2 protein-coding genes are annotated in these 14,270 nt (G+C 35.6%); both read left to right on the top strand.

The features are described 5' to 3' along the window. Positions 1–25: 25 nt before the first annotated feature. Positions 26–11,581, top strand: coding sequence for an amino acid adenylation domain-containing protein (locus tag ABDZ84_RS04375; RefSeq protein ID WP_343780302.1), 11,556 nt, complete (start codon positions 26–28; stop codon positions 11,579–11,581). Between the two features lie 78 nt (positions 11,582–11,659). Next, positions 11,660–14,270: non-ribosomal peptide synthetase (locus ABDZ84_RS04370; protein ID WP_343780300.1), on the top strand; the 2,611-nt coding region annotated here is incomplete at its 3' end.

Genomic DNA, 14,270 nt, shown 5'->3' with positions numbered 1-14,270 from the left:
TTTGATGAAGAACGGAGGGTATTCAATGTCTAGTGATCTCGACCGTTTGATGGAAAAAGAAGAACAATCAAAAAAATACTGGGAAATGATGAACCTTACTGATGAATGGAAGGCAGACTTTGCTCGGGATTTTGTTCATGTAAATAACTATCAAAAGTCTCAAATTTCATTTTCCTTAGATGATGCTATTACGGAAAAAGCGTTGGCAATTACCAAGCACAATGATTTTCCTCTATTTTCCATCTTTATGGCGTGCTTGCAAATAGAGCTTTATAAATATAATGGTAAAACTAAAAACATAATAGGAATTCCAATATTTGTCTCTCATAAAGAAAATCGTAGTGGAATAAATAATAAAGTGTTACCTTTCTTCACTAACTTTAACAGTAATGCAATCATTAAAAACCTGATTTTGCAGAATCGGAATAAGTTAATAGAAACATATCAACATAGCCACATTAACTTGGAAAATCTATTAAGAAACTCGAATATCAGTAATAGTGTGATGGAATTAACTCCAATCAGCTTAACTATGAATACCCTTCATCTAGATGAACACATCCAATACATACATAACTCTAACAACAATGAAATCACAATTAGCATTGAAAAGACGGGTAAAGGAATAGTGTTATCATTTGTCTATAATGCTACCCTTTTTACGAGCGAGACGATTCATCAATTTGGGAAGAGATTTTTAATTATCTTAACTGAGATGATGGTAGATTTAGCTAAGGAAGTCAAAGACGTTGAAATGATAACTAGTGAGGAAAAACATCAGATCTTAAAACAATTTAACCTTACTAAAACGAAATATCCTGCTGATAAAACTATACAAGTAATGTTTGAAGAAGAAGCTCAAAAGAATCCTAACAAAATAGCAGTGGTATATAAGCAGCAAAGCTTAACCTATCAGGAATTGAATGAAAAATCTAATCAAATGGCATGGCTATTGCAAGAGAGAGGGGTAAAAGTAGATTCAGTAGCTGCCATTATGGGCGAAAGATCAATTGAAATGATTATTGGAATACTAGGAATTTTGAAATCCGGTGGCACGTATTTACCAATTGATCCTTCCTATCCAAAAGAAAGGATCAACTTCATGCTAAAAGATGCAGAAGTGGATGTATTATTAATCCGGAATACGATAACACAGGAGTTAGAAGTAAATATTCCAGAGCTAAATGTAAATGATCCTTCCATAGAAATGAAACCTAAAACAAATTTAGAAACAATCAGCCATATGGAAGATTTCGCATATATCATCTATACGTCCGGTTCTACAGGAAACCCTAAAGGAGTACCGATAAAACACAAAAGTGTTATCAATCTATGCACTTGGTTTGGCGAAACCTATAATTTGAGAGAACGTCGACACGTCATGCATAATACAAGTATTTCTTTTGATGTTTCCGTTGAAGAGGTTTTTGGGGCTTTGCTGAATGGAGGAACGGTATACATTACCACTTATGAAGAATCGACAAATAGATATAAATTTAGACAATTTATCCAGAAACATGACATAAACATTGTTCAGTTAGTCCCGACTACTATACAGGAATTTATTGTAGGTGACCCTAAATTAGAAAGTGTTGATGTGCTTATTTCTGGTGGAGAAGCATTACCAAACACTCTAAAAAATGAAGTGATTGATCTTGGGTATGATATTTATAATTGTTACGGCCCTACAGAAACAACCGTTGATGCATTGACAACTTTGTGCGGGAAAGACAAATCAAATGTTATCGGGAAGCCCATAGCAAATACACGAGTGTATATTACGAATCGTGACAGCCAACTTCAACCAATTGGATTACCAGGAGAGTTATACATAAGTGGTGAAGGATTATCAATTGGTTATCTAAACCGGTCTGAGTTGACTGAGGAAAAGTTTGTCGCGAATCTTTTTGAAACTAAATCAAAAATGTATAAAACAGGAGACCTAGTAAAATGGCTCCCTGATGGATCAATTGAATTTATTGGAAGACTAGATCATCAAGTGAAAATTAGGGGATTTAGAATAGAGCTAGGTGAAATTGAAAATAAGCTATCCGAACAACCATTTATTCTTCAATCTGTAGTCTTAGCATGGGAAAATGATAATCAAGGAAAATATCTATGCGCGTATTTATTAGGTGAAGAATCAATAGATATAGCTGCCCTAAGAAATAACTTAAAAAAAGAACTACCTCATTATATGGTGCCAACTTACTTTATTCAGGTTGAAAGCATTCCGCTTACACCAAACGGCAAAGTGGACAGAAAAATATTGCCTAAGCCTGATACACTGGATTTATCAATACAAGAATATGTTGCACCTTCCAACGTGAAGGAAAAACGATTAGTGGAAGTATGTAGTGAAATATTAGGAGTTAAAAAAATAGGAATTCATGAAGACTTTTTTGATCTTGGTGGAGACTCTATCAAGGCAATAAGACTAATATCAAAATTGCAAAAATTTGGTTTTACACTAGAAGTGAAGGACATATTTGACAATAGTAATTTGAAAGCAATTAGTCTTAAGATGACGGAAGAACAAGTGGTAGTGGACCAAAAAACGGTCTCTGGTGATGTATTACTAACACCTATTCAACGTATGTTTTTTGAAAAGGACATAACAGATGTTCATCATTGGAATCAAGCTATTATGTTATATGGTAGAGACGGTTTTCGAGTAGAGTGGATTGAGAAAATTTTTGATAAAATAACTTGCCATCATGATGCCTTACGAATGGTCTACCGTAAACATAACGGCAAAGTGAAGCAGATTAATAGAGATATAGAGTCGAACCTCTTCTCAATAGATGTTCATGATTTACGAAAGTATGATCACTATGAGGGACTAATCTCTTTGAAGTGTAATGAACTTCAAAGTAGTATCGATTTAGAAAATGGCCCTCTCGTCAAGTTAGGTATATTTCAAACAAAGGAAGGGGATTATCTTTTAATAGCTATCCATCATTTAGTAATAGATGGGGTTTCATGGAGAATTCTCTTAGAAGACTTTACCGAAGGGTATAATCTTTTACTAAAAGGTAAAAAGGTTGACTTTCAACCGAAATCCAATTCGTATCAAGAGTGGGCAGATTTTTTACAAGAGAAACTCGAATATTTTCAGCAGGAGCTTCCATATTGGAATAAAATGGAACAACAGCATATAAAACCTCTTCCTACTGATTTCGAATTTCAGGAATTTGAGAATAAGCAAAAAAATGCGAGAGAAGTGCATGTTGAATTAAATCAATCGTATACGGAAGATTTATTAAAGCGTTCGAACCAAGCCTATAATACAGAAATAAATGATTTGCTATTAGCAGCTCTTACTCGTACCATTTATCAATGGACAAATGAGAAGAATATCCTTATTAATCTAGAAGGTCATGGAAGAGACGCTTTCGAAGGAAATATAAACATAAATAGAACGATAGGATGGTTTACAGCACAATATCCTTTATTATTAAAAATGGAAGACAAATCCACCTCGTCTTTAATCAAACATACAAAAGAATCCTTAAGAAAAGTTCCTAATAAAGGGATAGGCTATGGTATCTTAAAATATCTTTCACCATCAAAGCCTTGGAATAATCGAGAACCAGAAATTAGCTTCAATTATTTGGGACAATTTGACGAGCAATTAAATGATGAACTCTTTGAAATTTCCTCTTTATATTCAGGGGAAACCGTGAGTCCAAATAGTGATAGAATAAATGAAATCGACATAAATGGAATGATAACTAATCAGAAATTAAGTTTTTCTGTTTCCTATAATAGCTTAAGGTATCGTACAGAAACAATAAGAAAATTTCTCGAAAGATTTAAGGGAAATCTAATCGAAATAATTCACCATTGTTTGGAGAAAGACGTGATGGAATATACGGTATCCGATTATTCCGATGAAGATTTGACAACAGATGAATTAAAAAATTTAAAAGAAGCATATGAGGTAGCAAATAAAACTCAAATTACAAACATATACCCTCTTTCTCCAATGCAGGAAGGTATGCTATTTCATTCATTAGTACAGAGTGAGTCATCTGCATATTTTGATCAAACCATTTTTACTGCTAAAGGCATAGTAGATATGGAACTTGTTCAAAAAAGCTTTCAAATACTCATTAATAAATACGATATTTTAAGAACGGTTATAGCCTATAAAGATGTGGAAAAACCACGTCAAGTCGTTTTAAAAGAAAGAAAGCCAATGGTGTACTTCCATGATCTATCGAGTATGGATAATAAACAGTTAGATGACCGTATCGAAAAAATAATACTTGAGGATCGAAAGCAAGGTTTCAATCTAAGTAAAGATGTTCTTATGAGACTATTCATTTTGAAACAGGGTAATAAAGAATATAAAGTGATCTGGAGCTCTCATCATATTCTGATGGATGGATGGAGCACATGGATATTACTAAAGGACTTTTTTGATATTTATTCTATGTTAAAAAATAACAACATTTTAGAAATGGATAATCCAAAGCAATATGGTCATTACATTGATTGGTTGCAAAAACAAAATCGTAATCATGCTAAGCAATATTGGTACCAATATCTAGAGGGGTATGAAACCAATGTTAAAATACCATCGATTCGAACTCATCATTATGAATACATGGTAGAAGATTTGGATTTTGTTCTAAATAAAGACATAACAAATGCGTTAACTAATATTGCTAAAAGCTCTAAAACGACCTTAAATACGATTATACAGGTAGTTTGGGGGATATTGCTGCAGCAATACAATCAAACAAATGACGTTGTCTTTGGTTCTGTTGTATCAGGAAGAAATTATGATATAGAAAGCTTAGAAGAAATGGTAGGGTTATTTATTAATATGATTCCTGTCCGAATCACAAGTAATCCTAAACAAATATTTATTGACTTATTGAAGGAAACCCAAAATAAGGCATTGGAGTCTAGTAAATATGATTATTATCCACTAGCGGATATTCAATCGCTAACTGATATAAAGAGTGATCTAATTACTAGTAAAATAACTTTCCAAAATTATTATATTGATGAAGCATTAGTGAACTTTGATTTTGTTTCTGAATTAGGATTTACTGTTGAAGATATACATGGGTATGAACAAACGAATTATGATTTCAATATAAAAGTTATACCAAGTGAAGATACAAAAATAACTTTTTCATATAACAAAAATGTACATGATTCAGAAACGGTTATAAATCTTAAAAACCATTTCATCGAAATCATTCAATCCGTGATTCAAAACCAGGAAATCGCTGTATCCCAAATCAGTATGACAACTGATACGGAACGGAAAGAGATTCTCCATGGCTTTAACGACACATCGGTAACGTATCCAAAGGATAAGACAATATCTCAATTATGGGAGGAACAAGTAGAAAAACATCCCCACCATATCGCAGTGGAATGCGAAGGCAAGCAGTTAACGTATCAAGCCTTAAATGAAAAGGCGAATCAGCTCGCAAGGACCTTACGCCAAAATGGCATCACAGCCAATGCGATTGTCGGTATGATGATCGATGGTTCGCTAGAAATGATGGTCGGTATGATAGGCATTCTCAAGGCAGGCGGCGCCTATTTACCTATCGACTCAACACATCCAATCGATCGAATCAATTATATGATAGAAGATGCCAAGCTGGACGTACTCGTGACGACTTCATCCTATGCAAATAAAACGGCTTTTGCAGGAATGATTGTCAATCTTGCAGACTCAAGCGCTTATCAAGCTGATTCTACCAATCTGGATATAAACCATGAATCTCGCGATCTAGCTTATGTTATGTATACATCTGGAACGACTGGAAAAGCAAAAGGTGTCATGGTGAGTCATGCGAATGTCATTAATTACACAGTTGCGATGATCCAAAAAATTAACCTAACATCGACAGATGAAACAGCTTTATTATCCTCCTATGCGTTTGATTTAGGCTATACAACCATTTATACGGCATTACTGAGCGGGACTACGTTACACATTGCTTCTGAGAGCACCTATAAGGATCCAAACAAGTTAGTGTCATTCATTGGGAAGCATTGTACGTATGTTAAAATGACTCCTTCGCTGTTTTCTGTGATGATGCAATCCGATGAATTAGATACCTTCCTGCAAACAGGAAAACTTCGTTTACTAATCCTAGGTGGAGAATCATTAAATCGGAACGATTTAACACATTTTTTTGCCAAGGATACGGAAAATAAGATTTGTTTTATGAATCACTATGGACCAACCGAAACCACGATCGGTTGTGTGGCAACGGAAATCAATCGACAAGAAATGATAGAGCATGGAGTCATGAATGTAATCGGAAAACCATTAGCAAATGTCAAAGCCTATATGTTGGACCCACAACAAAACCTTTGCCCAATCGGAGTAAAAGGAGAGCTGTATGTGAGTGGGGCAGGAGTAGCACAAGGATATTTGTATAATCCAGAATTAACCGAAGTGAAGTTTCTTGATAATCCTTTTGAGCCAGGAGAGCGGATGTATCGCACTGGAGATCTTGCCCGATTCTTGCCAGATGGGAGAATTGAATTTTTAGGACGAATCGATAACCAAGTGAAAATCCGAGGCTATCGTGTTGAGCTAGGCGAAATTGAGCATCAATTGCGAAAGCAACCACTGGTATCAGAAGCCACAGTATTCGTTAAAGATGAGGCAGGCGAAAAATTATTAGTAGCCTATTTCGTAGGGGAACAGGAGCTCGACATCGCTTCTATTCGCGATGGAATGAAGGAAGGGCTACCGCATTATATGATTCCAACTTATTTCGTCCAAGTAGAGAAGATGCCATTGACGAGGAATGGAAAACTGAATAAATATGCGTTACCAGAACCAGCTGAACAGCATCTTGTCACGAATGATTATGTAGCACCACGAACCAGTATAGAACAAACCCTCGCAGCAATTTGGTCGGAGGTATTGGGCATAGACAAAGTCGGAATCCATGATAACTTTTTTGATTTAGGTGGACACTCATTAAAAGCGACAGCTTTAATTAGTAAAATTCATAAACAGTTTAAAGTAGAAATATCATTACGAGAGTTTTTGGAGAGTCCTACCATTAATCTTCTTAGTACGTACATTGGAAATGGGAATAGAAGTGTGTATGAATTAATTGAACCATATGAGAAAAGTGATTTTTATGAAGCCTCTTCTGCCCAAAAAAGGATGTATATGCTACAACAATATGAAACAGGCACGTTGTACAACATGCCATTGATTTGTGAAATAGAAGGTAGTATCGACCCGGAAAAAATACAAAAGAGTCTTCAACAGTTAGTATCTAGACATGATTCATTACGAACTTTCTTTGATACAGTCGAAGGTGAAATTGTTCAAAAAGTATTACCAAAAGCTAATTTTAAACTTGAAAGAAGATTTGTTGCGGAAACAGTAGTAAACAACTTATTAAAGGATTTTGTAAAAACCTTTAATTTAAGTAAAGCTCCTCTGTTTAGAGCAGAGCTAGTAATGAGTAATAATAAGAATTATTTATTGACGGATATGCATCATATTATCAGTGATGGAATTTCTCTTCAGATATTAATCAATGAATTTATGGCACTATATAATGGAGAACGGTTGAATTCTCTAAAATTACAGTATAAGGACTTTGCAGTTTGGCAGAATAAATTCTGGGACTCCATAGAGATGAAGCGGCAAGAGGATTACTGGCTAGAACAATTTAATGGTGAAATTCCAATATTAAATCTACCATACGATTTTGAAAGACCACCTATTCAAAGTTTTGAGGGGGAAACCCTAACATATTACATGGATAAAAAGCTAGCTCTAGCTGTTCGGAAGATGGCTAAAGATACAGGTAGTACGATGAATATGGTTCTACTAGCTGCATTTCATCTTTTATTAGCTAAGTATAGTGGACAGGATGACATTGTCATTGGTACTCCAATAGCAGGAAGACCACATGATGATTTAGAGAACATGATAGGAATGTTTGTCAATACGTTAGCATTAAGAAATAGGGCTTCTGGAAATATAAGCTTTGAACAATTCTTAAATGCAGTAAAGCAAAATGCGCTTCAAAGCTATGAGAATCAAAGTTATCAGTTTGAAGAATTAATTAAAAAGGTGCAGGTGGAAAGGGATACTAGTAGACATTCAATCTTTGATGTCATGTTTAGCATGAATTATGCAGGATTTGATAAAGAGTTCATTTCAGAAGACTTTGTATTAACGCCTATTCATGTAGAAAGCAATATCTCAAAATTCGATTTAACGTTAACTGTCTATGATAATGAAACGATGCTTAAATATACCATGGAGTATTGTACTAAATTATTTAAAAAAGAAACTATTGATAGAATGGCATCACATTACAAAGAAATTCTAACTAAAGTCTGCACGCAACCAACGACGATATTATCTGAGATTAACATTCTAACGGAATATGAACAACATCAGCTCCTGCAGGAGTTTAACCAAACAAACGCGGATTATCCGAAAGATAAATCAGTTCATACATTATTTGAGGAGCAGGCTGAGAAGAATCCTCATCATATTGCGGTTGTATGTGCGGACCAGAAGGTAACTTATCAGGAATTAAATAAAAAGGCGAACCAACTGGCAAGAGTTTTACGGCAACAAGGAGTTCAGAATGAAGCCATCGTTGGTCTCATCATGGATCGGTCCATCGATATGATCATTGGAATCATGGGAATACTAAAGGCAGGAGGAGCATATCTGCCAATCGACCCAACCCATCCAACCGATCGTATCCAAACGATTCTATCCGACGCAAAGGTGTCCTTAGTTGTCACATCAAGTGGTCAAGCTCGTTCGCTTTCTCTAGCTGTACAGGCTATCGATATTACGGTGGAAGGTTTCTATCAAGGTCTATCCACAAATCTAGATCTTGCTATCGACTGTCATCAATTGGCGTATGTAATTTATACATCTGGTTCCACCGGAACTCCAAAAGGAGTGATGGTTGAGCATCAACAGGTGACTAACTTCATCTATGGTGTTATGCGCGAAACCAATCTAGGAAGCTATGAACGGATTCTCTGTTTAACCACGGTATCTTTCGATATCTTTGGTTTAGAAACGTTTGTACCGCTAACACAAGGATTAACGGTTGTGATGGCCAAGGAGGAAGAGACGAGAGAAGGCGAAAAGCTAGCGACGGTAATGACGAAACATCAGGTTGATGTCATGCAGAGTACGCCGACGCGGGTCAAGATGTTGCTGGAGAATGATTCCTTTACGGACGCACTAACGAGAATAAAAGCACTTCTTGTAGGCGGTGAAGAACTTCCGAAATCATTATGGAAGGAGTTGCAGGGATATCCTTTTACCGTATTTAACATGTATGGGCCAACGGAAACAACTATCTGGTCAACTGTTAAGAAGCTGGAATCAACTGACCGTATTACAATCGGAAAACCAATTCAAAACACCGAGCTGTATCTTATGGATTCAAATAGGAAGTTAGTGCCAATAGGAGTGCATGGTGAGCTTTGTATCGGTGGAGATGGTGTAGCACGAGGATACTTTAATCGCGAGGCATTAACGAAGGAACGATTTATTGACCATCCATTTAAACCGGGGGAACGCTTATATAAAACTGGGGATTTAGCGAGATGGCTTCCCAATGGAGAATTGGAGTATTTAGGAAGAATGGACAACCAAGTCAAGGTTCGAGGCTATCGAATCGAACTTGGAGAGATTGAGAGTCGACTGATTAGTCACCCTGCCATTAAGGAAGCTGTCGTGGTGGCAAGAGAAGATGAAATGAATCAAAAATACCTATGTGCTTATATCGTGGCGAAGGATTTCGTGGATAAAGCAGAAGTGAGAACATATGTCAAGGAAGGCTTACCAGATTATATGGTTCCTGCATACTACATGGAACTGCAGACGATTCCATTAACGCATAATGGAAAGGTAAACCGGAAGGCGTTACCGAAGCCCGAAATGCAGTACATTACGAATGCATATGAAGCACCGCAAACTACTACACAGAAGAAGCTGGTAATCATTTGGCAACATGTCCTAGGAGTGGATGCGATAGGTATCCATGACAATTTCTTTGATTTAGGTGGTCATTCGTTAAAAGCAACGATGGTTATGGGGGAGATACACAAAGCGTTAGAGATTTCCGTTCCATTAAAAGAAATCTTTAATAGACCGACAATTCAAGAGTTAAGTAACTACATTGAAACGGAAGGGCTGATCAACCCATATGAACAGATAGAGCCATGTGAAGAAAAGGAATACTATCAGACATCTTCTGCCCAAAAACGGATGTACACGGTACAGCAATTGGATCAAGAAAGTACGGCTTATAACATGCCCGCTATTTTTGAATTAGAAGGAGACGTCAACAGGGAACGTATGGAAGCAACGTTTAGGCAATTAATCGAAAGGCATGAGGTACTACGTACCTCTTACAAAATGGTGGAAGGCGAGATAACTCAGAAGATTATGTCCCATTTGGATTTCCATCTTCCGGTTAGGACAGTGGATGAAACGGATAAGACGGTACTGGTCCAGAATTTTATACGCCCGTTTTCCTTAGAGGAGGCACCGTTATTCCGAGCGGAAATCATGAAAAGTCAAGGAACTGATTACCTACTTATTGATATGCATCATATTATCTCAGATGGTGTCTCAATGAGTATCCTGGTTCAGGAATTCGCGAAGCTCTATAATGGCGACAAATTGGCCCCACTCCGTATTCAATACAAGGATTATGCGGAATGGGAACAACACTATTTACAATCTGGACAAATGAAGAAGCAAGCACGATATTGGAAGGAACAATTCCAGGATGAGGTGCCAGTCCTTCAATTGCCATATGATTTTGAACGTCCAGCGTTTCAACGATTCGAAGGAGATAGCATTTCGTTCACGATAGACGGAGCAACAACGAAACAGCTACAGGAACTAGCGAAACAAGAAGATGTAACGATGCATATGGTTTTATTGTCTACCTTTACCATTCAACTAGCGAGATATAGTGGTCAAGAAGACATTGTTGTCGGGGTACCGATTGCCGGAAGGCCACATGCCGATCTTCAAAATATCATGGGGGTGTTCGTTAATACGTTAGCGATGCGACATCGACCAAATAAGCATAAAACATTTAGTGAATTTTTGAAGGAAGTGAAAGAAAACTCATTGCAAGCTTATGACAATCAGAACTATCAGCTTGAAGAGTTAATAAAAGAAATCGATGTAAAACGAAATCCTGGTCGAAATCCTTTGTTCGATGTGCTGTTTGACATGACTAATATTGATATTAGTACAGATAGAATTGACTTGGATCACCTCCAGATAAAGCAAAAAGCGATAAGCAACACGATCTCTAAATTTGATATATCATTAAAAGTCCTAGAGATAAGCAATACTATTCAAATGAGTTTTGAATATTCTATTGCACTGTTTAAAAAAGAATTCATGGAAAGAGCAATCAAAGATTTCAAAGTAATCCTTGAAGCGGTGTTGAATAGTGGAAAAAGTAAGATAGAACACATCAATGTATTGAATCATGAGGAGAAGAGAAACATCGAAGAAATAGATAATGAAGTAAAAAAACTAAGAAGTACGACATTTACATTTTAGCAAGATACAAAATGATCTATCCATATTCGTACTCGTCTGTTTAGTTCGAATATGGATAAGTGGAAGGATGTGAGCTGTATGCTAAAAAGTGATGATGCTGTACACGTGAATGAACGATTAGCAAGATCAAATGAATATTGGAAGAGCCTAAACCTATTGGATATCGAACCAGGGACAATTCCACATGATTATTTTTCAAAAGCCAACTATCAAAAAAACGAACATACCATTACAATGGACAAAGCATTAATCAACAAAATAAATGGTATCACTAACGAAAATGATTTACTGCTGTATCTAGTTATGCTGACAGGGCTGAATATTCAATTATTTAAATATAATGGCAATGAAGAAAGCATAATTGGGATTCCAACATATATAGGAGAAGTAAAAGATAGTAAATCTATAAAAAATAGGATGTTGCCACTGGTTAACTGTGTTGCAAATGAATCTTCTAATAAGCAACTACTTAAAGATACACAGGAAAGGTTATTTCAAGCATATGACAATCAGTATACGGATCTAGAAATGCTACTAAAAAAAATGCAAAGCGGTATCAGTGTAATGGATATAACTCCGATTAGTATCAGTATGGATGCTTTGCATGGACAAGAGTCTATTGACTATATAATCAATTCCGATACAAACCAACTCTCTATATGTATTAATAAAATAGACTCCAAAGAATATTCTATAAGCTTTTATTATAATGCACAGCTTTATGATGAAAAATCTATCAGATTATTCGGCGAACGATATATTAGAGTTCTTAATAGTATTGCAAATAATTTAGATCAATGTGTACAGGACATATCTCTTTTATCTGAAAGGGAAGAGTATCAGTTACTATATGGATTTAATCATACACAGACACATTTTCCAAAAGATAAAACAGTGCCGGAGCTATTTGAAAATCAAGTCAAAAAAAATCCTTTTAACATTGCAGTACAATATAAAAACAATTCATTAACCTATCAAGAATTGAATGAAAATGCTAATCAACTAGCTAGATTTTTACGAAACAATGGTGTAAAAGCCGAATCAATTGTTGCAATTATGCTCCCACCTTCTATTGAGCTAATTATTGCTATTTTAGGTGTTTTAAAAGCAGGAGGAGCTTACTTACCTATAGATATAACCCTTCCAAAAAGTAGAAAAGAATACATGTTGAAGAATTCTAATCCAGTAACTATTATTTCTACTGACCATCTGATGGAAGAAATCCATACAACTGTTGACTTCATGGATTTGCCTAATTGGAGTTTTGATAGTAATAGTAAAGATAACTTGGAAATTACCGTTACTCCGAATAACTTAGCATATGTAATTTATACATCTGGAACTACCGGAAACCCTAAGGGGGTAATGATTGAACATAACTCTTTAATTAATTATATAAGCTATTGTCAACAAAAATATCTTACAAATGGTGCTGGAGACTTTCCATTGTTTACGTCCATTTCATTCGATTTAACCATCACATCGATCTACGTTCCTTTATTATCAGGTAATAAGGTTCACGTTTATCATCACGATGATCCATATGCATTTACGAAGATAGTAGAAGATGAGCTAGATATAATGAAATTAACGCCTGCACACTTAAGTGTAATTAACGATCTAGATATAGACCACATTGGTATTACAGCATTTGTGGTTGGTGGTGAAGAATTATCCTATCAATTGGCTGATCGTATTTTTCAAAAGTTTAATGGAAAGGTAGAAATTATTAATGAATATGGTCCAACAGAAGCAACAGTGGGATGTATTGAATATAGATATATAAGAAAAAGTAGAAAAGAAAAGTCTCTTCCTATCGGATGCCCTATTCAAAATACGAGTGTATATATATTAGATGGGGATCTTAAGCCTGTACCAATCGGTATACCAGGTGATTTATGGATTGCTGGTGAAGGTGTAGCTCGTGGTTATTTAAATAGACCGGACTTAACTTCTAAAAAATTCGTCAAATCTCCTTTTCGATCAAATGAAAGAATGTACAAAACTGGGGATATTGCCCGTTGGCGAAATGACGGCATTATTGAATTTTATGGTAGAAAGGATAATCAAGTAAAAATTAGAGGTTATCGTATTGAAATTGGTGAAATTGAAAATAATTTAATTAGTCATCCAGAGATTAACGAAGTAGTCGTATTGGTTAAAGAAGGTGAAGAAAATCAGAAATCACTTGTCGGTTATTATGTTGGTAGAAGTCAGCTTGACACGCAAGATATACGAGATTATTTAGAAGAGCTACTGCCATATTACATGATACCATCCTATCTGTTTCAGATAGAGCGTATGCCTTTAACAAGAAATGGAAAAGTAGATAGAAAGGCATTACGTGAACTAAATTTGCATATTGAAAGTGAATATGTAGCACCGCAAACGGAAGCGGAAGAAATATTTGTAAGGATATGGTCTGATGTATTAGGAATAGAAAAAATTGGTGTCCATGATAATTTCTTCGAATTAGGTGGAGATTCTATCAATGCTATTCGAATTATATCAAAATTACAAAAGCATCATTATCTACTAGATGTTAAAGATATTTTTCAATCTAGCACGATTAGAAAATTGATTGCGAAGGTATCTGTCCATGCATCTTCTGTAAATCAGGAAGAAGTGATTGGAGAAGCACCGCTAATTCCAATTCAAAAGATGTTTTTTGAACACAACTTTACAGATA

This window comes from Virgibacillus salarius (assembly GCF_039521925.1).
In the GTDB taxonomy this organism is placed as follows: domain Bacteria; phylum Bacillota; class Bacilli; order Bacillales; family Amphibacillaceae; genus Virgibacillus; species Virgibacillus salarius.
Note: the sequence above shows the minus strand (reverse complement) of the source record. Positions and strands in the feature narration are given on the sequence as shown.

Coding starts and splice junctions, on each gene's coding strand:
- ABDZ84_RS04375 (WP_343780302.1), top strand. CDS start 26: ATGTCTAGTGATCTCGACCGTTTGATGGAAAAAGAAGAACAATCAAAA.